The sequence below is a fragment of the Ectobacillus antri genome (genome assembly GCF_003852715.1).
Classification (GTDB): domain Bacteria; phylum Bacillota; class Bacilli; order Bacillales; family Bacillaceae_G; genus Ectobacillus; species Ectobacillus antri.
The window spans coordinates 131,185-150,192 of sequence record NZ_RIAV01000002.1; the positions used below are offsets into that span (position 1 = coordinate 131,185).

Annotated in this window: 22 protein-coding genes; 18 read left to right on the forward strand and 4 right to left on the reverse strand. The window is 39.4% G+C overall.

Features of this window, described 5'->3' with window-relative positions; all coding sequences use genetic code 11:
• Positions 1–370: 370 nt before the first annotated feature.
• A complete protein-coding gene (gene sigK / locus EEJ45_RS03090; RefSeq protein ID WP_124563324.1) occupies positions 371–1,087 on the forward strand; it encodes an RNA polymerase sporulation sigma factor SigK in 717 nt (238 codons plus the stop codon).
• A gap of 127 nt (positions 1,088–1,214) precedes the next feature.
• Positions 1,215–1,991, forward strand: a complete 777-nt coding sequence (locus EEJ45_RS03095; RefSeq protein WP_124563325.1) for a phosphatidylserine decarboxylase — start codon at positions 1,215–1,217, stop codon at positions 1,989–1,991.
• 62 nt (positions 1,992–2,053) lie between these two features.
• Here the strand turns inward: EEJ45_RS03095 and EEJ45_RS03100 are convergent, their stop codons facing one another.
• Positions 2,054–2,203 carry a sporulation histidine kinase inhibitor Sda gene (locus EEJ45_RS03100; protein WP_124563326.1) on the reverse strand — a complete coding sequence of 50 codons (150 nt, stop codon included), beginning with the start codon at positions 2,201–2,203 and terminating at the stop codon, positions 2,054–2,056.
• A 255-nt stretch (positions 2,204–2,458) separates the two neighbouring features.
• Here EEJ45_RS03100 and EEJ45_RS03105 point away from each other — a divergent pair, with 255 nt between their 5' ends.
• From EEJ45_RS03105 to EEJ45_RS03140, 8 genes are read left to right on the forward strand one after another with little or no spacing between them, the layout of a single operon-like run.
• A complete protein-coding gene (locus EEJ45_RS03105) occupies positions 2,459–2,974 on the forward strand; it encodes a YqeG family HAD IIIA-type phosphatase (protein WP_124563327.1) in 516 nt (171 codons plus the stop codon).
• 4 nt (positions 2,975–2,978) lie between these two features.
• Complete coding sequence (yqeH, locus tag EEJ45_RS03110; protein ID WP_124563328.1) at positions 2,979–4,085, forward strand: ribosome biogenesis GTPase YqeH; 1,107 nt, start codon at positions 2,979–2,981, stop codon at positions 4,083–4,085.
• A gap of 10 nt (positions 4,086–4,095) precedes the next feature.
• A complete protein-coding gene (gene aroE / locus EEJ45_RS03115; protein WP_124563329.1) occupies positions 4,096–4,914 on the forward strand; it encodes a shikimate dehydrogenase in 819 nt (272 codons plus the stop codon).
• 3 nt (positions 4,915–4,917) lie between these two features.
• Positions 4,918–5,208 (forward strand): ribosome assembly RNA-binding protein YhbY, encoded by a 291-nt coding sequence (gene yhbY, locus EEJ45_RS03120; protein ID WP_124563330.1) that lies wholly within the window; start codon positions 4,918–4,920, stop codon positions 5,206–5,208.
• Complete coding sequence (locus EEJ45_RS03125) at positions 5,205–5,795, forward strand: nicotinate-nucleotide adenylyltransferase (RefSeq protein ID WP_124563331.1); 591 nt, start codon at positions 5,205–5,207, stop codon at positions 5,793–5,795. Before yhbY ends, EEJ45_RS03125 begins: the two co-directional genes overlap by 4 nt.
• The gene (gene yqeK / locus EEJ45_RS03130) at positions 5,764–6,324 is read left to right on the forward strand and encodes a bis(5'-nucleosyl)-tetraphosphatase (symmetrical) YqeK (RefSeq protein ID WP_124563332.1); all 561 of its coding nucleotides are present in this window, start codon (positions 5,764–5,766) and stop codon (positions 6,322–6,324) included. Before EEJ45_RS03125 ends, yqeK begins: the two co-directional genes overlap by 32 nt.
• 5 nt (positions 6,325–6,329) lie before the next feature.
• On the forward strand, positions 6,330–6,683 hold the full coding sequence (rsfS, locus tag EEJ45_RS03135) for a ribosome silencing factor (protein WP_124563333.1): 354 nt from the start codon (positions 6,330–6,332) through the stop codon (positions 6,681–6,683).
• A complete protein-coding gene (locus tag EEJ45_RS03140; RefSeq protein ID WP_124563334.1) occupies positions 6,683–7,426 on the forward strand; it encodes a class I SAM-dependent DNA methyltransferase in 744 nt (247 codons plus the stop codon). Before rsfS ends, EEJ45_RS03140 begins: the two co-directional genes overlap by 1 nt.
• A 60-nt stretch (positions 7,427–7,486) precedes the next feature.
• Here the strand turns inward: EEJ45_RS03140 and comER are convergent, their stop codons facing one another.
• Positions 7,487–8,305 carry a late competence protein ComER gene (gene comER, locus EEJ45_RS03145; protein WP_124563335.1) on the reverse strand — a complete coding sequence of 273 codons (819 nt, stop codon included), beginning with the start codon at positions 8,303–8,305 and terminating at the stop codon, positions 7,487–7,489.
• Between the two features lie 93 nt (positions 8,306–8,398).
• Here comER and EEJ45_RS03150 point away from each other — a divergent pair, with 93 nt between their 5' ends.
• From EEJ45_RS03150 to EEJ45_RS03160, 3 genes are all read left to right on the forward strand, one after another.
• Positions 8,399–8,953, forward strand: a complete 555-nt coding sequence (locus EEJ45_RS03150; RefSeq protein ID WP_124563336.1) for a helix-hairpin-helix domain-containing protein — start codon at positions 8,399–8,401, stop codon at positions 8,951–8,953.
• Positions 8,954–8,990: 37 nt separating this feature from the next.
• Positions 8,991–9,440: a ComE operon protein 2 gene (locus tag EEJ45_RS03155; protein ID WP_124563337.1), complete on the forward strand. Its 450-nt coding sequence runs from the start codon at positions 8,991–8,993 to the stop codon at positions 9,438–9,440.
• An 86-nt stretch (positions 9,441–9,526) separates the two neighbouring features.
• Positions 9,527–11,824 carry a DNA internalization-related competence protein ComEC/Rec2 gene (locus EEJ45_RS03160; RefSeq protein ID WP_164464187.1) on the forward strand — a complete coding sequence of 766 codons (2,298 nt, stop codon included), beginning with the start codon at positions 9,527–9,529 and terminating at the stop codon, positions 11,822–11,824.
• A gap of 260 nt (positions 11,825–12,084) precedes the next feature.
• On the opposite strand, the gene EEJ45_RS03165 is transcribed toward EEJ45_RS03160, so the two are convergent.
• Positions 12,085–12,219, reverse strand: coding sequence for a YqzM family protein (locus EEJ45_RS03165; protein WP_124563339.1), 135 nt, complete (start codon positions 12,217–12,219; stop codon positions 12,085–12,087).
• Positions 12,220–12,478: 259 nt separating this feature from the next.
• On the opposite strand from EEJ45_RS03165, the gene holA reads away from it, so the two are divergent.
• Positions 12,479–13,489 carry a DNA polymerase III subunit delta gene (gene holA, locus EEJ45_RS03170; RefSeq protein ID WP_124563340.1) on the forward strand — a complete coding sequence of 337 codons (1,011 nt, stop codon included), beginning with the start codon at positions 12,479–12,481 and terminating at the stop codon, positions 13,487–13,489.
• 323 nt (positions 13,490–13,812) lie between these two features.
• On the opposite strand, the gene rpsT is transcribed toward holA, so the two are convergent.
• Positions 13,813–14,079, reverse strand: coding sequence for a 30S ribosomal protein S20 (gene rpsT, locus EEJ45_RS03175; protein ID WP_124563341.1), 267 nt, complete (start codon positions 14,077–14,079; stop codon positions 13,813–13,815).
• A 187-nt stretch (positions 14,080–14,266) separates the two neighbouring features.
• Here rpsT and gpr point away from each other — a divergent pair, with 187 nt between their 5' ends.
• From gpr to hemW, 4 genes are all read left to right on the forward strand, one after another.
• Positions 14,267–15,370 (forward strand): GPR endopeptidase, encoded by a 1,104-nt coding sequence (gene gpr, locus EEJ45_RS03180; protein ID WP_124563342.1) that lies wholly within the window; start codon positions 14,267–14,269, stop codon positions 15,368–15,370.
• On the forward strand, positions 15,370–15,693 hold the full coding sequence (locus EEJ45_RS03185; protein ID WP_124563343.1) for a hypothetical protein: 324 nt from the start codon (positions 15,370–15,372) through the stop codon (positions 15,691–15,693). Before gpr ends, EEJ45_RS03185 begins: the two co-directional genes overlap by 1 nt.
• A 208-nt stretch (positions 15,694–15,901) precedes the next feature.
• Positions 15,902–17,728 carry a translation elongation factor 4 gene (gene lepA, locus EEJ45_RS03190; RefSeq protein WP_124563344.1) on the forward strand — a complete coding sequence of 609 codons (1,827 nt, stop codon included), beginning with the start codon at positions 15,902–15,904 and terminating at the stop codon, positions 17,726–17,728.
• An 81-nt stretch (positions 17,729–17,809) separates the two neighbouring features.
• A complete protein-coding gene (gene hemW, locus EEJ45_RS03195; RefSeq protein ID WP_124563345.1) occupies positions 17,810–18,946 on the forward strand; it encodes a radical SAM family heme chaperone HemW in 1,137 nt (378 codons plus the stop codon).
• Positions 18,947–19,008: the final 62 nt, after the last annotated feature.

Below are 19,008 nucleotides of genomic sequence, written 5' to 3' on the forward strand. Positions count from 1 at the left end.
ATTCTTACTCTACTTAACTATACTATACTATATTTGAGTAAATTCAGATATTTTATTTATCGCAAGAAAAATAAGATGTCTCATGGGTGTAATTTATGATGAAGACTTATATGAAAAAAGGAGTTGGTATCTCCGCCTAAATACATTTAAGGAGTATGATGTAAAAAATACGTGAATAGTTAAAATTCTTATTTTTTATTGCTTCGTCATACGATGTTACTTGCCGTTCATGTGTCATACCCCTTCACCGCTAGCGCAACTAATCTGCTCATAAACCGCTATATATTTATTTCCGCATTTGGTACAAACAAGGACATTCCTGCAACTGCATACATTTAGTAACGAACACGATTTTGACGGGGGTGAAGAAGTGAGTATATTGGCTGCAATTGGATATTTAGTTCGAGAATTGATCTTGTTTGTTTCCTACGTAAAAAACAACGCATTCCCGCAGCCGCTGTCACCGGATGATGAAAGAAAATATTTAGAATTGATGGAGCAGGGAGATGCGGAGGCGCGTAATATTTTAATTGAGCATAACTTGCGCCTTGTGGCTCATATTGTTAAGAAATTTGAAAACACTGGTGAAGACGCTGAAGACCTTATTTCAATTGGAACAATCGGGTTGATAAAGGCTATTGAAAGCTACTCGCAAGGAAAGGGAACGAAACTCGCAACTTATGCGGCAAGGTGTATTGAAAATGAAATTCTTATGCATCTCCGTGCGCTCAAAAAAACAAAAAAGGATATTTCCCTGCATGACCCGATTGGGCAAGATAAGGAAGGAAATGAAATATCATTAATTGATATTTTAAAATCAGAATCAGAGGATGTTATTGATACCATTCAACTCAGTATGGAACTTGAAAAGATTAGAGAGTATATTGACATTTTGGATGATCGAGAAAAAGAGGTAATTGTAAATCGCTTTGGATTAGGATTAGAGAAGGAAAAAACACAACGCGAGATTGCAAAGGAGCTTGGTATTTCACGGAGCTACGTATCTCGCATTGAAAAACGAGCACTTATGAAGATGTTTCATGAATTTGTAAGAGCAGAAAAAGATAAGAAAAACAACAAATCCTAACGATATTGTTAGGATTTTTTATGTGTATTAAAGAGAAAATGACGGACTTGTAGTAGATTCTATATACGATTTGACATATAATAACGTTTAATTGTACTTATAAAACACCTTTAGGAGGATTTACAGATTGCAACGCACATTTTATCGCTTATTTATTGAATTAACGAACGGCCGCTTTACATCTTACCTGTTGCGCAAGTTTACACAATCGCGCTTGAGTGCATTTCTCATTCCTTCATACGCACGTGTGTTTCAAATTCAACAGGATGAAATGGAGCGCGAGTTACGAGAATATAAAACGCTGCATGAACTGTTTACAAGACGTTTGCAGCCTGGACGTCGCTCCATTGACGCCGCACCAGATAGTGTAGTGAGTCCTGTAGACGGTGTGCTAGAAGACTACGGCGCAATTACAGATGAAAAGCAGTTTGTAATTAAAGGTAAGACGTATTCCATTGTAGACATGCTTGGTACGAATGAAAGAGCGGAAGCGTATGGCGGCGGTACATATATGGTGCTATATTTAAGTCCGAGTCACTATCATCGTATCCATAGCCCTGTATCAGGAATGGTACGAGAGCGTTTTGTGTTAGGACGTAAATCATATCCGGTAAATCAGCTTGGTTTACGCTACGGAAAAGAACCGCTTTCTAAAAATTATCGTTCGGTCACAGAGTTTGTAACAGAAAGAAGTCGCATTGCTATGGTAAAAGTGGGTGCCATGTTTGTAAATAGCATTGAACTTCTTCACGAACGAGATGCTGTTGAGAAAGGTGAAGAGATGGCCTACTTTACGTTTGGATCGACCGTTGTTTTATTATTTGAAAAAAATGCGGTTGTGTTAGATCATCTGGACAAAGGCAAAGGTATTCGAGTGGGCGAGCGTTTAGGACGTATGCTATAATTAGTGAGAAAGTGATTTGATGGTAAGGGGAAAGAGCCGTCTGATTTTAGGGATGGCTCTTTTTACGCTTGCTGTACAGGTTGCTTAGGCTTGTCCTGTAAAGAGCGACGAATCATTTCTTGTTGAATCAGTAAAATGAACTCGGGATTTAATTTCAGTTCTTTTGCTTTATAATAAGATTCAGTAAGTAATTTATCAGATAATCTTTGCATTATTTTCACACCTCCGATTATTGGGTAAGCAGGTGGTATCTGCTTGGGTATAATGTACCAAATCTTACCGGCCAATACAAACGCTTGTTTGTCCACATGTCTCGGTGGATAACCTGTGTAATACCTGTGTGTAAATTTAGGATTCGCTTAGTATTTCTGTGTGGAAAATGTGTAAAAGGTTATCCACAGTGCAGGTTGCGAAAAATGCTGTCGAAACATTTTTGTGAATAACTGTCATAAATAAGAGGTGTAACCATGTTAAAACTGTTTTTACCGAGTGAGTATGTTAAAAATGTCTATCATATCACACCGGCAGCTCTAAAAGAGCGTGGTGTGAAAGGAATTATTACAGATCTTGATAATACTCTGATCGAGTGGGATCGACCAAGTGCAACGCCGCAATTAATTCAATGGTTTAAAGAAATGCAAGATGCGGGCATTAAGGTGACAATCGTATCTAATAATAATGAAAAACGAGTACGCTCCTTTTCGGATCCATTGCAGATTCCATTTATCTATAAAGCAAGAAAGCCGATGGGAAAAGCCTTTCGCCGTGCATTAAAAGCAATGCAACTGAAACCAGAAGAAGTAGTGGTAGTAGGTGATCAACTACTTACAGATGTACTTGGAGGAAATCGTATGGGATTACATACCATTTTGGTTGTACCTGTTGCCCAATCTGACGGTTTTATAACACGTTTTAATCGTAAAATTGAAAGAAGAATTATGAGTAACTTAAAACGCCAAGGCTTGATTCAATGGGAGGAATAAGATTTTGATAGAAGTAATGAAATGTGTAGGATGCGGTGTGACGATTCAAACAGAAAACACGAAAAAACTCGGCTATGCACCACCGTCTGCGCTTGAGAAAGAAGAAGTAATATGTCAGCGTTGTTTTCGTTTAAAGCATTACAATGAAATTCAAGATGTTGAGCTAACCGATGATGATTTTTTACGCATTTTAAATGGTATCGGACAAACGGATGCTCTTGTGATTAAAATTGTAGATATTTTTGATTTTAACGGAAGTTGGCTTCCGGGATTGCACCGTTTTATCGGTAATAATAAAGTGTTGCTAGTAGGAAATAAATCTGATTTAATTCCTAAATCTGTGCGTCCAGAGAAAATGATTCATTGGATGAAGTACAGCGCCAAACAACTGGGCTTAAAACCTGCGGATGTATTTTTAATCAGCTCTGCTAAGGGTCACGGTATTCGCCAATTAGCGCAAGCGATTGACGAGCATCGTGAAGGAAAAGATGTGTATGTGGTTGGTTGTACCAATGTGGGAAAATCAACGTTTATCAATCGTATGATTAAAGAATTTAGCGAGGAAACAAACAATGTGATTACGACATCACATTTTCCTGGAACTACGCTTGACTTAATTGATATTCCCCTTGATGAGACATCTTCTATGTATGACACACCAGGAATTATTAATCATCATCAGATGGCGCATTTTGTGGGCAAACACAGCTTGAAAATAATTACGCCGACAAAAGAAATTAAGGCGAAAACGTTCCAGTTGAATGAGGAGCAAACTTTATTCTTTGGAGGAATGGCTCGTCTTGACTATATCAAAGGTGGCCGTCGTTCGTTTGTATGTTATGTATCTAATCAAGTGAACATTCATCGTACGAAGCTTGAAAAAGCGGATGAATTGTATCGTGAACATGCTGGCGAGTTACTGAGCCCGCCTTCACCTGAGGAACTTGCCAATTTTCCAGAATTGATTCGTCATGAGTTTATGATTCGCGAACCCAAAACGGATATTGTCATATCAGGTCTGGGTTGGATTACTGTAAATGAAGCCGGTGCTAAAGTGGCGGTTCATGTACCAAAAGGTGTTAGTGCCTCTTTACGAAAATCACTTATTTAAGGGGAGAGCTATGGGACGTTTATATGGTGTAATTGGAGATCCTATCGGGCATTCTTTATCGCCCGCCATGCACAACGATGCGTTTTTACATCAAGACATAGATGCGCATTATGAAGCGTTTCATATTAAAGAAGCAGAGCTTGCAGATGCAATTCAGGAATTGCGCGCAAAGCAAATTGATGGTTTTAATGTTACAACACCACACAAAGAAACCATTATGCAACATTTAGACGAAATAGACGATTTAGCGAAGCGTATCGGAGCTGTTAATACGGTTGTGCGCAGGGGAAACAGACTTATCGGCTATAACACCGATGGTATTGGTTATGTTCGTGCACTCCAAGAGCTGAGTGGTACTGTTACAGATAAACGAATTTTGTTGGTTGGTGCGGGCGGTGCATGTAAAGCGATTTACTTTTCATTAGCTTCAGTGGGGGCTAAATATGTAGATATAGCAAATCGCACTGCTGCACGAGCGCAAGCTATAGTAGCTTCTGGAAAGCTAATCTCGCGTGTATTTACACCGCAGGAAGTGAATCTTGAAGCATATGATATCATTATTAATACGACAACAGTGGGCATGTATCCACAGGTGAATGAAACACCTGTTTTGGTACAGTCTGTAAAACAACATGCCGTTGTTTCAGATATTATTTACAACCCGTTTGAAACGAAACTTCTTCAAGATGCCAAGCGAGCCGGAGCAATGGTACAAAACGGAATAGATATGTTTGTGTATCAAGGGGCGTTGGCATTTGAATTATGGACAGGTATATGGCCTGATGTTGCTCGAATGAAAAAACTTGTAATTCAAAAACTCGGAGGTTGACATATGTTAACAGGAAAACAAAAGCGTTATTTACGTGCGCAGGCACATCATCTTTCTCCTATTTTTCAAGTAGGGAAAGGCGGTGTAAATGAAAATATGGTAAAGCAGATTCAAGAAGCGTTAGAAGTGAGGGAATTAATTAAGGTGAGCGTGCTTCAAAATTGCGATGAGGATCGTCATGAAGTAGCAGAGACACTTTCTGAAGGCGCTGGAGCGGAGTTAGTACAAATAATTGGCAGCACCATTGTATTATACAAAGAATCCAGAGAGAATAAACAAATCGTTTTACCATGAAGAAAACAGGAATTATCGGCGGCACATTTGATCCTCCGCACAACGGCCATCTTCTCATTGCAAATGAAGTGAAGCATGCGTTAGAGTTGGAGGAAGTCTGGTTTATGCCCAATCGAGTTCCTCCTCATAAGCAAGACAGAAAAATTGTCAGCGAAGCGCACCGTGTAACTATGCTTGAGTTGGCGTTGAACGGAGTTGCTAACACTACCATCTGTAAAGAGGAATTACATGGAAATAGCCCTTCTTATACGTATGATACAATGACCAGGCTATGTGGTAAGCATCCGGAACGCGAGTTTTATTTTATTATCGGGGGAGATATGGTAGAATATCTCCCGAAATGGTACCGTATAAACGAACTATTAAAACTCGTTACATTCGTCGGAGTAACGAGACCAGGTTATTCGCTATCGTCTCCATATCCGCTCATTCGCCTAGAGATTCCAGAGTTTGCGGTGTCTTCTTCTCTTTTGCGAGAGCGTTTTGCGAAGGGTGAGACAACAGCGTACTTGTTGCCGGAAGAAGTGCGCAACTATATTGAAAGGAATGAATTGTATGGAACAAAAGGAAGCGCTAGAAATTGTTAGGAAGCAACTTCATGATAAGCGTTATGTTCATACGATAGGAGTTATGGAGACCGCTATACAACTGGCTCGTCGATTTGGAGCGGATGAAAAAAAAGCGGAGTTAGCCGCCATTTTTCATGATTACGCAAAATGCCGACCTATTCGTGAGATGCAGGAAATTATTGAAAGAGAAAATATGCCAAAGGATTTGCTTGATCATAATAAGGAGCTTTGGCATGCACCGGTGGGAGCTTACCTTGTGCAAGAGGAGGTAGGTATCTATGACAAAGACATTTTACAAGCGATTGCGTATCATACAAGTGGACATACAGAGATGACATTGCTAGATAAAGTAGTATGGGTAGCTGATTATATTGAGCCGGGCCGGCAATTCCCTGGTGTTGAGCAAGTAAGAGAATTAGCGAAGCAAGATTTGGATGCCGCTTTGTTGCAAGCGCTGAAAAACACAATTACGTACTTGCTGCAAAAGAATCAGCGTGTATATCCACTTACATTTCATACGTATAACGCACTACTCAAGGAGGAATAGACTGAATGAAAGAATTAGAACTATTACATGTAGCAGTGAAGGCTGCTGATGATAAAAAAGCAGAGGATATTGTGGCATTAAATATGCAAGGTATTTCTACAATTGCAGATTATTTTATTATTTGCCATGGTAATTCCGATAAACAAGTACAAGCCATTGCTCGTGAAATGAAGGAAAAGGCGCATGAACACGGATTTGATGTAAAGCGTATTGAAGGATTGGAAGAAGCGCAATGGGTGCTTGTAGATATGGGAGATGTTGTGGCTCACATTTTCCATCGGGATGACCGTGATTATTACAATTTGGAAAGACTGTGGGGCGATGCACCGCGTGAAGACATCGAGGTGGCGTTGCGTTAATGAGTTATCAACAATTCGCGTTGCTGTATGATGAACTCATGAACGATGTTCCATATGACAAATGGGTGTCGTTTGTTGAAAGAAAAATGGATCAATATGATGTGATGGCTCCTTCCTTATTAGACGTTGCATGTGGAACAGGAAGTGTTGCTCTTCCCCTTATGCAAAAAGGGTATGATGTAACTGGGGTAGACTTATCAGATGATATGCTATCTGTTGCTTATGAAAAGGTGCGATCTGCAGGATATGATGCTGCATTTTATCAACAGGATATGAGAGAACTGTCACTTGATAGAGAGTTTGATTGTGTCACAATTTTTTGTGATTCCCTCAATTATGTAACATCAGAAGATGGCATAAAACAGACGTTTAAAAAAGTGTATGAACATGTAAAGCCCGGTGGCTTGTTTTTATTTGACATACACTCACTTTATAAAATACATCAAGTATTTATGAATGAAACGTATACGATTAATGAGGAAGAAGTGGCTTTAATTTGGACTTGCTTTCCTGGTGAGGAGCCTGACAGTGTTGAGCATGACATGACATTTTTCGTGCAAGACGGTGAATATTATCAGCGCTTTGATGAACTTCATGTGCAGCGAGGATATGAAACAGACCATATTATATCTTGGCTCGAAGAAGCTGGCTTTACTGTACTGTGTGTAGAAGGTGATTTTACAGAAGAACTGACAGATACAACAGAACGTATCTTTTTTACTGCGCAAAAAAAACCGCGATGAGATAGTCGCGGTTTTTTGTTCTATGGAAGGAAAAGCAAGATTCATGTCGAATTGTATCTTCTAGTAGCTTTTAAATTGTTTATGAATTGTCTTGATATCCTCGTGATACTTACTGTGTGTTTTTTGGAACACGTGTGCAAACATGTCTCCGAGCTCTGCCTCCATCACCGCAATGCCTTCACCTGTAATACCGCCTTTGACACAAACCTTTTCCTGTAGTGTATCAAGGGTAAAGACTTGCTTTTCAATTAATTTTCCCATTCCGATTAGCATACCGCTAGCTAGTTCTGTTGCTTGTTCCTCCGTAATTAGCGTTTCTGCAACTGCAGCATCAATAAAACGGCGCAATAAGTAGCTAAAAAAGGCAGGACCACAGCTTACGATATCAGAAGCGACCCTTGTAACATTTTCTTCAATATGAACAGTGTGTGAGATATGTTGAAATAAGAGAAGTAGCTTCTCTTCCCATTCTTTTGTGCAAGCGAACGTACACAGTGAAATGCCAGATAACGCGCGATTTGTAATACTGGGGATAATTCGTGCTACACCACATGGTACAACAGAAGAGAGAAGAGTTGTGCTGATTGGACTGGTGATGGAAAGTAAGCATTGCTTTGGTGTAAAAGCATCTTTATTCTCTTGTAAAATCGGGTATATTTCGTGTGGCTTAACACTGATTAATACTAGGTCAGATCGCTCAATTACTTCTTGTATAGAGCTTGCTATATGAATGGAAGGATACTTTTGTTTAAGATGATATGCCTTTGCAAATGTGCGATTAATAATCGTTATGTTTGCGGGCTCGACTGCCTGCGCTTCAATAAACGAATCAATGAGAATTCGTCCCATATTCCCCGTTCCGATGATACCTATGTTCAATGTTCCGTCCCTCCCTTGCAATGCTTTCTCCTAAACAATATGAAGTATCTATGTATTTTATGATTTTGGTTTACATGTCGGAAAGGAGTACTTATGATGGAAGTCTATAAAAAATGGTTAGTGCTAGCTGCTGTAGTGTGTATCATACTATACTTGTTTTTTTGGAGCGTACATCAAAAAAAAGATGAAAGTGTACCTATAACCACGCCGCAGGAACAGCTAAAAGAAGCAGAACAAACTGTTATGTTTGTAGATATTAAGGGAGCAGTTGCACGAGAGGGGGTATATGAATTTTCTAAAGGAACTCGTGTGAAAGATGCGATTGCCAAGGCGGGAGGATTGCTACAAGAAGCAGATTCTTCTAAAATTAACTTGGCGCAGTTTGTACATGACCAGATGTTATTGTATGTACCAAATAAAACAGAAGGAGCATCTCTTGTCTCTCCTCAGACCAACAAAATTGCTATAAACATAGCATCGAAAGAAGAAATTGAAAAAATTCCGGGAATCGGCCCGAAAAAGGCGGAAAGTATTATAAGATATCGAGAAGAAAATGGACCCTTTCAAACGGTAGAAGATTTGCTTGAAGTAGACGGAATTGGTGAAAAGTCGTTAGCAAATATAAAAGAACAAATTGTCGTTCCCTAAAACGAATGATACACTGTAAACAAAAAAGGTGAGAGCGATGGAACGTATTTCTTGGGATCAATATTTTATGACGCAAAGTTATTTACTATCACTGCGTAGTACTTGTACAAGGTTAGCGGTTGGAGCAACAATTGTAAGAGATAAACGAATTATTGCTGGTGGATATAATGGATCGATTGCTGGTGGTGTACATTGTATTGATGAAGGCTGTTATGTTATTGACAATCATTGTGTACGTACCGTCCATGCGGAAATGAATGCTTTGTTACAATGTGCTAAATTTGGAGCGAAAACGGAAGGGGCCGAGCTATATGTCACGCATTTTCCTTGTCTGCAGTGCTGTAAAGCAATCATTCAAAGTGGTATTGTAGCGATATACTATGCGAAGGACTATAAAAACCATCCGTATGCATTGGAACTCTTCGCACAGGCAGGTGTTAATGTTAAGCACGTGCCGTTGCATTATACGATTGCAGAAAAAGAATAAAGGATTCTAACGGAAAAGCTGACATACTCTATTTTGTTTTATGTCAGTTTTTCTGTTTATCTATCATGGTAAAGGAGTGGATGAACTTGCAAGGTCAATGGATATATATTTTAATATCCGTTGCAGCAGGAATTGTAACGGTGTCGTCTCAGTTTGCCTGGTATATGCTGCTTATGATCGTGTTGTATACACTATATTTGTTTTATATGCGTCCTGTACGTAGCTTTGTTATATGTATCAGTGGTTTTCTACTTGCTGTTGTGTATATGCAATATATAGAAAAGGAAAATACGCCTTCTGTTCCTCTCTCTTCGTTTTATGGTGTTATTGAAACTTCTCCTCTTGTAGACGGTGATCGACTCTCTTTTATAGTTACTACTGAAAATGCGTCTTTTCGTCTCGTTTATAAACTCCAAACCTATAGAGAACAACAGAAGTGGAACAAGCAAATGCCTGGACTAACATGCTTCTTTACAGGTACAAGTGAAATTCCTTCACCTTCTCGTAATCCTGGTTTATTTGACTATCGGGAGTATTTAAGAAAACAACAAATCCATTATTTGTTTCGTGCCTCCACAATTTCTTCTTGTACGTCCAACCCATCGTTTACTCATCGGCTATTCTCTATAAGGAAAACAGCTATAACCTATGTGAATACTCATCTTCCTGAACAAGCTGCAGCCTTTACAAATGCCCTTGTATACGGTGACCGTTACGGGCTAGATGAGGAGACAGAGCGTGCGTACCAAGAGCTCGGTCTTGTTCACTTGTTAGCGATATCGGGTTCGCATATCAGCTTGTTGATTGGTATAGGGGGATATATATTATTGCGTTTGGGTGTAACAAAAGAGATAACAGCTGTTGTATTTGTTGTAATTGTACCATTGTATATGTTTTTAGCAGGGGCCTCGCCATCGGTTATCCGCGCTTCTTTGATGGGAATATGTGCGCTAGTAGCATTACTATTTGCGCTTCGTATATCCGGCTTAGACATCTTATCCATTGCAGTTCTACTCATGTTACTCCACAACCCCTATGTGTTATATGATATTGGATTTCAGTACTCTGTATTTTCAACCGCTGTTTTACTTCTTTCCTCCAGAACCATACTTATGGGTGGATGGTGGCAAGCTTATCTTAATATGAGCATTGTAGCCCAACTGGCTGCCATTCCTGTGACTTTGCACTACTTTGGACAAATCTCCCCGTATAGCCTTGTTTTAAATCTTGTATATGTCCCATACCTCTCCTTCATCATTTTACCACTTTGTCTTATAACCCTCTTTTTATCTGTAGCACTCCCTTCTCTAGCACAGCTAACAGCACAGCTCCTTACTTACCTTCTAGATATATCCAGTTTGTTGCTAGCCGTTTGTGAAAAGTTGCCGTTTCGTCAACTGACATTTGGTGCGTCACCAATGTATGTAACAATTTTGTATGTGGTTTGTATAACTGCAATCTTTATTGCTTGGGAGGGAAGAGTATGGCGTAAATGGCTAGTACATTGTATTTTTATGCTGGTTTTATTATGTAGTTTGCATTATGTGTCACCATTTTTTCGTGGGCATGGCACCGTTACATTTCTAGATGTGGGACAAGGAGATTGTATTATTATTCAGTTGCCGTATTCGAAAGCAACCTATGTAATTGACACTGGGGGAAATATTTCATTGCCAAAAGAGTCTTGGCAGATTCGGAAACGAGAATACTCTATAGGAACGGATGTGCTCTTGCCGTATTTAAGAAGTCAGGGCATTCGCCGCATCGATAAGCTCATTCTAACACACGGAGATCAAGATCATATTGGCGCCGCCAAGGATATCTTAAAAGCGGTATCGGTAAAAGAAGTTATAGTGGGAAAAAAGAGGTTGTATGGTGAACTAGAGGAAGAAAGCAAGCGACTAGCGCTAAAAAAGGGAATTGCTGTGCGGACTGTGACGGCGGGGGATACATGGAAGAGTGGAGCATATCAATTTACTATTTTAGCACCAGCACACGAGGCGAGAAATGAAAATGATTATTCTATTGTCTTGTATACAGAAATGGGCGGCAAACGGTGGTTGTTCACTGGAGATTTAGAGGCGAATGGGGAAGAAAGTTTGGTGAAGCGTTATGGTTCGATTCCCGCAGATATTTTAAAAGTAGGGCATCATGGCAGTAAGACATCTACAACGGATACGCTTATCCGTGCAGTACAACCTACAACTGCTATCATTTCAGCTGGTGTACAAAATCGATACGGTCATCCTCATCAAGAAGTGTTACAGCGTTTAAAAGAAAATAAAATTTCTATATGGCGTACAGATCAGCATGGGGCAATTATTTTTACATTTACAGCTGAAGGGGGAACCTTTCAAAGAAATATTACATATGATGACATATAAAAAAGAGAACCCCATGATATAGGTGTAAGTCGTTTAAATAGGAAATAATAACGGGCAATGTATAGTGAGTTGGTAGGGCTTGTAGGGAGTGCATGCTCTAAGCCCGTAAGCATCGATGAGTGCTTCTTTTGTGCGATTATTTTCTTGCTGTTTACACATGGGGATGACTACATTATAAATTCTACTATTTTTAATGAGTAGAATTCCTCGGGTGTTTGCAAAAATAAAACCAAATGAAAATAAGACTGCACGCGGCAGTCTTAGGAAGCAATAAAATGAATTACTGTTGCAATGACAAACAAAGTAGTGAAGAACCCGAAGGAAACAATGAAACCAACCCCTGAATCTACTGCATCATTTCGCGTGCTTTGAACGTTTTTTTCAAACTCATTCATTGATATACCCCTCCCAACTCATTACTTTCAGTATAAGATAATGTCAGAAAAAAATCTACAATTTCTCTGTGAGATATGATGTTGATGAAGAAGTCGTCGCGAAGCGTTTATCGTTAACAAGTAAGTATCCCGGGGCTTGCGTGTTGACGTTTCATATAGATTGGGGGCGGGCACAACAGGTGCCTGTCCTGGCTGTGCTTGTAAAAGATACGTGCTACAAGTAGTATAGAGATATAACTGTTTACGGGAGAGTTTACTTATGAACAATATACATAAAAAGCTAAAAAGAGGCGAATTTGCTTCTATTTATTTACTATATGGCACTGAAATGTATTTTATAAATGAGACGCTGGAAATATTACTTACAGAAGCACTAGAGGAGCAGGACCGGGAGTTTAATGCGGTCATATATGACTTAGAAGATTCTTATGTAGAAGATGTAGTGGAAGATGCGAAGACGTTACCGTTTTTTGGAGAGCGTAAAGTGATTATTGTGAAATCACCGCTGTTTTTAACCTCACAAAAAGAGAAAATCGAACAAAACGTAAAGGTGCTTGAGGAATATCTAGAAGAGCCATCTCCCTTTACTATTCTAGTTTTTGTGGCGCCATTTGAAAAATTGGACGAGCGTAAAAAAATTACCAAGCTGTTAAAAACAAAATCAGAAGTCATGGAAGCTAACGTTATGCAATTGGCGGATGTACGGAAATGGATTCATGAAAAAGTGGTTGAACATCAAATTACGATGGAAGAAACAGCTATTGATCAGCTACTAGATTTGGTAGGAAGTAATATTATGGTTTTATCGCAGGAGATAGAAAAACTTTGCTTGTATTGCGAAATTGGAGGCAATGTCACAGCAAGTATGGTCGCGGAGCTTGTTCCTAAATCGATTGAGCAAAACGTATTCATGTTGGTGGAAAAAGTAGTGCGACGGGATATTGGTGCAGCTATGCGCATATTAGATGAGTTGCTTGTACATCAAGAAGAACCAATTAAGATTTTGGCATTGCTTGCGGGGCAGTTCCGCTTATTATATCAAGTAAAGGAATTGCAGCAGCATGGATATGCACAAAATCAAATTGCTTCTCATATTGGTGTCCATCCCTATCGTGTTAAGTTGGCGATGAAGCAAACAAATTCGTTTTCGTTTGAGCAGTTACGCTTTATTACAAGTAAGCTTGCTGATGCAGATTATGATGTGAAAACGGGTAAAATGGAAAAACGGTTGGTGTTAGAGTTTTTTATTATGAGCTTAAATGCTTTATAAGAGGCTGGGACAAAAGGTTTTCAGCCAAAGAAAAATCCGAACTATTAGTCGGAATTCTCTACACAGAATTCGATTTAGTTCGGATTTTTCCTTTATGAGTGTTCGTTATTCTCTATTCTTTCGGCTTTAGAGTTACATGATGCCGTTATGTCCGGGCCTCTTTTTGTATAAAGATGCCAGTACAATTTTTGTTCATGATGAGATTTTTTAATGAAGTATATGGCAGGGATTTGAAAAAGTAAACATTCAAAGTTATTAGTAGAATGTAACCATTGATTTGTGCGGATTCATAAAAAAAACGACCCAGTTGGATCGTTTCATCATTACGCGTTTGTAACGTTAAGACGTTTCGCTAAGCGAGACTTCTTACGAGCAGCAGCGTTTTTGTGGATCAAGCCTTTTGTTGCAGCTTTGTCAAGCTTTTTCGCAGCAGTTACGAAAGCTGTTTTTGCATTTTCAAGATCGTTATTGTTAAGTAAAGCTTCTACAGTTTTAACAGCTGTACGCATGTCAGACTTTAGAGAAGCGTTATGTGCACGACGCTCTTCGCTAAGGCTAGCGCGTTTGATAGCAGATTTAATGTTTGCCATATCTTTCACCTCCCTGGTGCGATCGAGTAACTCGATACTTACATAGAACAAGAGATATTCTATCAAACGAAAGAGGGAATTGCAATAGAGTTCAGCAATGAAATTTTTACAAACTATATTTTGTCTAAGAATGGGCGTCTTTACTTTAGGGAAATATAAGCACATTTCATATAGATTAGGAGGATGAATAATGAATGAACTGGATTTAAGTCAATATTCCGTACGAACAGATTTAGCGGTAGAAGCCCATGAATTGGTACAAGAGCGTCAGCAAGTTCCTGGGGTGGTGACAGGTGTCAATGTACAAGAGCGTGAGGAAGACGGGGTGATCATTACAAAGGTAACGATTGCAGATACAGGAACGGAAGCGATGGGAAAAAAACCGGGCAATTATTTAACGCTGCAAATACAAGGAATACGTCAACAAGATACAGAACTGCAGCAAAAGGTAGAAAAGGTATTCGCTAGAGAATTTTCACGTTTTTTAGAGGAAATCGGTGTAGGAAGAGAAGCGAGCTGTTTGGTGGTAGGTCTTGGGAACTGGAATGTAACACCTGATGCGCTAGGACCTATCGTTGTAGAAAATTTACTCGTGACACGCCACCTCTTTGAATTGCAGCCCGAACAAGTCGAAGAAGGATTTCGCTCTGTTAGCGCGTTACGTCCCGGTGTGATGGGGATTACAGGACTTGAAACAAGCGATATTATTCATGGAGTAATTGAAAAAGCAAAACCTGACTTTTTAATTGCTATTGATGCATTAGCAGCACGCTCTATTGAGCGAGTAAATACAACAATCCAGATTTCAGATACGGGCATTCATCCAGGCTCAGGAATTGGGAACAAGAGAAAAGAGCTTAGCAAAGAAACACTCGGAATTCCAGTAATAGCAATTGGCGTTCCTACTGTAGTAGACGCTGTTTCTATCACAAGCGATACAATAGACTTTATTTTAAAGCATTTTGGGCGAGAGATAAAAGAAGGACATAAACCATCGCGATCTTTGTTGCCGGCAGGTTTTTCATTTGGAGAAAAGAAAAGATTAACAGATGATGATATGCCAGGAGAAAAGCAACGCAATATGTTTATGGGGATTGTCGGGACATTAGAAGAAGAGGAAAAAAGAAAGCTTATTTATGAAGTATTGGCACCTCTTGGTCATAATTTAATGGTCACACCTAAAGAAGTAGATGTATTTATTGAAGATATGGCCAATATTTTAGCTGGGGGATTAAATGCTGCCTTGCATCATCAGGTAGATCAAGATAATGTTGGGGCATATACTCATTAATGGAGGAGTTCCTAAAAAAATGCGGACTTTTGTTAGTGCTGCTTTCCGTTATTACAGCAACGTGCATACACCTTGTGGGAGATGGATTGAAGCGTATGAAGGGGTATTCCTACAGCTATGATGATATTGCCCATGTTGCGGGAAAAGCTGAACCATTTAGGATAGAGGAAAAAGAACGACAGTTAGAGAGTATCCACACCTTTAACATATGGTCAGGGAGTGCTCAATTAATAACAAGTATAGTTGAAGAATTAACATACGTAGTCACAGACGGGATGATTCAAAAAATTCGTGACATCTTTACAACGTGGGTCTACAAATAGGTAGTTGCCTAATTTGTTGGTACATAGTGGTTATAGAGGCACTATCTCTTCTTATTTTGGCCATGGGTAGATAAATTTTAGCATTGTGTTTTTATGCCCAAAACCATAGATATACTTTATGCGATCGGTTTCTGGCAATTTTCGTTGAATCTTCGTTGTCGTATTGATATAATCAAGGCTAGTGTGTGAGATCAGTAGGAGTGAGAAGATGAATAAAGAAGAAAGAGCAAGTAGGCAATCTCGAATTCGTAATTTTTCTATTATTGCCCATATTGACCACGGGAAGTCAACGCTAGCCGATCGTATCTTAGAAAAAACAGGTGCGCTTTCGCAGCGTGAAATGAAAGATCAGCTACTAGATTCAATGGATTTAGAGCGTGAACGTGGAATTACTATTAAGCTGAATGCGGTTCAGTTGAATTATAAAGCAAAAGACGGCGAAACGTATACCATGCATTTGATTGATACGCCAGGGCATGTCGATTTTACATACGAGGTGTCCCGTAGCTTGGCAGCTTGTGAAGGGGCAATCTTAGTTGTGGATGCTGCACAAGGCATTGAAGCACAAACGCTAGCCAATGTATATCTTGCACTTGATAATAACTTGGAAATTTTGCCGGTCATTAACAAAATTGATTTGCCAAGTGCTGATCCGGAGCGCGTGCGTCAAGAGGTAGAAGACGTTATCGGTCTGGATGCATCAGAAGCTGTATTGGCTTCTGCAAAAGCGGGAATTGGAATTGAAGAGATTTTAGAGCAAATTGTAGAAAAAGTACCTGCCCCGCCGGGAGACCCAGAAGAACCACTACAAGCTCTTATCTTTGACTCGTTATACGACGCATATCGTGGTGTTATTGCGTATATTCGTGTTGTGAACGGTACGGTAAAGGTTGGAGATAAAGTCCGCATGATGGCGACAGGGAAAGAGTTTGAAGTCACAGAAGTTGGAGTATTCACACCGAAGGCAGTCCTGCGTGATGAGTTGACGGTTGGTGATGTAGGATTCTTAACCGCGTCTATTAAAAACGTAGGTGATACGCGCGTGGGTGATACTATTACACATGCCAAGCGTCCAGCTGCTTCACCTTTGCCTGGTTATCGTAAATTAAACCCAATGGTATTCTGTGGTTTATATCCAATTGATACAGCACGTTACAATGACCTGCGAGAAGCACTTGAAAAACTACAACTGAACGACTCTGCCTTGGAGTTTGAAGCAGAAACATCACAGGCACTTGGTTTTGGTTTCCGCTGTGGCTTTTTGGGGCTTCTTCATATGGAAATCATTCAGGAGCGCATTGAACGCGAGTTTAAAATTGATTTGATTACAACAGCGCCGAGTGTTATTTACAAGGTGTATTTAACAAACGGAGAAGAAATTGTTGTAGATAACCCTTCTAATATGCCAGATCCACAAACAATTGATCGCATTGAAGAGCCGTATGTGAAAGCGACAGTAATGGTACCAAACGATTATGTCGGTGCTGTTATGGAAATCTGTCAAGGCAAACGCGGCACATTTATTGATATGCAATACCTAGACCAAAGTCGCGTTACATTAACATATGAAATTCCTTTGTCTGAGATTGTATATGACTTCTTTGACCAATTAAAATCCAGTACGAAAGGATATGCATCATTTGATTATGAGTTGATTGGCTACAAGCCTTCCAAGCTTGTAAAGATGGATATCTTACTAAACGGAGAGAATGTGGATGCTTTGTCCTTTATTGTGCATCGTGATTCTGCCTATGAGCGTGGCAAAGTAATTGTAGAGAAATTGAAGGAACTTATTCCAAGACAACAATTTGAGGTACCTGTACAGGCAGCCATCGGAAACAAAGTTGTTGCGCGTTCTACTATTAAAGCAATGCGTAAAAACGTTTTGGCAAAATGTTATGGTGGAGATATTTCTCGTAAGCGCAAGCTTCTTGAAAAACAAAAAGAAGGTAAAAAACGCATGAAATCCGTCGGCTCTGTTGAAGTGCCGCAAGAAGCGTTCATGGCAGTTTTGCGTATGGATGATAATAAATAAAAAGCCGCGATCGCGGCTTTTTATTTATTATCTGCTTGTGTTCTTATCAAGGTATAACCGTATGAAGAAAGGAAGCTTCAAATGCGAGCAGCGTATATTCATATTCCATTTTGTCAGCATATCTGTCATTATTGTGACTTTAACAAGGTTTTTATTGATAGACAGCCTGTTGATTTGTATTTGGATTATTTAGAAAAAGAAATAGTAAATACTTTACAAGTTGCACCATTTCAGCAATTAGACACTATTTTTGTGGGAGGTGGCACACCGACCGCATTAAATATGGCGCAAACGGAAAAACTTCTTTTTGTAATTAATAAACATCTGGTACCACGTACAGTAAATTACGAACTGACATTTGAAGCAAATCCAGGTGATTTACCAAAAGAAAAGTTACAACTTTTGCTTGACGGAGGGGTGAATCGACTAAGTTTTGGCGTTCAGTCTTTTAATGATGAACTACTTCAAAGTATTGGTCGTGCTCATACAAAGCGTGACGTATTAACGGCTCTTACAGAGGCACAAGAAGTAGGGTTTACAAATCTAAATGTAGATTTAATTTACTCACTTCCTGGACAAACATTAGAAGACTTACAAGATACCTTGGAGACAGCTTTTACGCTCGATGTGCAGCATTTCTCTGCGTATTCGCTTATTATTGAGCCTAAAACGGTCTTTTATAATCTTATGCGCCGTGGAAAGCTACCTTTGCCTGGAGAAGAGAATGAAGCTAACATGTATGAGATGGTAATAGATGCGATGTCGCGTAATGGCTATTCCCAATATGAAATAAGTAACTTTTCAAAGCCAGGATATGAAAGCAGACATAACTTAACTTACTGGAATAATGAGTACTACTATGGATTTGGTGCCGGAGCGCACAGCTATGTAGATGGCAAGCGTATTCAGAATGTGGGGCCGTTGAAAAAATATTTTGAAACGATAGATGCTGCAGGATTTCCATACCTTTCTGCACACGATGTGACAAAAGAAGAACAAATGGAAGAGGAAATGTTTTTGGGACTTCGTAAGGAAAAAGGTGTACACAAAACAACATTTGCTGCGAAATATGGTATATCTGTACACGAAGTATTTGAAAAACAAATTCGTGAACAGGTAAAGCATGGTTTGCTCGAAGAAACAGAACATACAATTCGTCTTACAAGAGCAGGTAAACTATTAGGGAATGAGGTATTTCAAACATTCTTAATGGAATAAGCGTTACATGTAGAACCAAATTTTTTGCTTGCGTATGCATAAGCGTTGACAATGATACAGAA

Coding starts and splice junctions, on each gene's coding strand:
- rsfS (WP_124563333.1), top strand. CDS start 6,330: ATGAAAGAATTAGAACTATTACATGTAGCAGTGAAGGCTGCTGATGAT.
- EEJ45_RS03100 (WP_124563326.1), bottom strand. CDS start 2,203: ATGCAAAGATTATCTGATAAATTACTTACTGAATCTTATTATAAAGCA.
- EEJ45_RS03150 (WP_124563336.1), top strand. CDS start 8,399: ATGATGGAAGTCTATAAAAAATGGTTAGTGCTAGCTGCTGTAGTGTGT.
- aroE (WP_124563329.1), top strand. CDS start 4,096: ATGGGACGTTTATATGGTGTAATTGGAGATCCTATCGGGCATTCTTTA.
- EEJ45_RS03105 (WP_124563327.1), top strand. CDS start 2,459: ATGTTAAAACTGTTTTTACCGAGTGAGTATGTTAAAAATGTCTATCAT.
- rpsT (WP_124563341.1), bottom strand. CDS start 14,079: ATGGCAAACATTAAATCTGCTATCAAACGCGCTAGCCTTAGCGAAGAG.
- EEJ45_RS03125 (WP_124563331.1), top strand. CDS start 5,205: ATGAAGAAAACAGGAATTATCGGCGGCACATTTGATCCTCCGCACAAC.
- EEJ45_RS03165 (WP_124563339.1), bottom strand. CDS start 12,219: ATGAATGAGTTTGAAAAAAACGTTCAAAGCACGCGAAATGATGCAGTA.
- lepA (WP_124563344.1), top strand. CDS start 15,902: ATGAATAAAGAAGAAAGAGCAAGTAGGCAATCTCGAATTCGTAATTTT.
- holA (WP_124563340.1), top strand. CDS start 12,479: ATGAACAATATACATAAAAAGCTAAAAAGAGGCGAATTTGCTTCTATT.
- yhbY (WP_124563330.1), top strand. CDS start 4,918: ATGTTAACAGGAAAACAAAAGCGTTATTTACGTGCGCAGGCACATCAT.
- hemW (WP_124563345.1), top strand. CDS start 17,810: ATGCGAGCAGCGTATATTCATATTCCATTTTGTCAGCATATCTGTCAT.
- EEJ45_RS03140 (WP_124563334.1), top strand. CDS start 6,683: ATGAGTTATCAACAATTCGCGTTGCTGTATGATGAACTCATGAACGAT.
- EEJ45_RS03185 (WP_124563343.1), top strand. CDS start 15,370: ATGGAGGAGTTCCTAAAAAAATGCGGACTTTTGTTAGTGCTGCTTTCC.
- yqeK (WP_124563332.1), top strand. CDS start 5,764: ATGGAACAAAAGGAAGCGCTAGAAATTGTTAGGAAGCAACTTCATGAT.
- EEJ45_RS03155 (WP_124563337.1), top strand. CDS start 8,991: ATGGAACGTATTTCTTGGGATCAATATTTTATGACGCAAAGTTATTTA.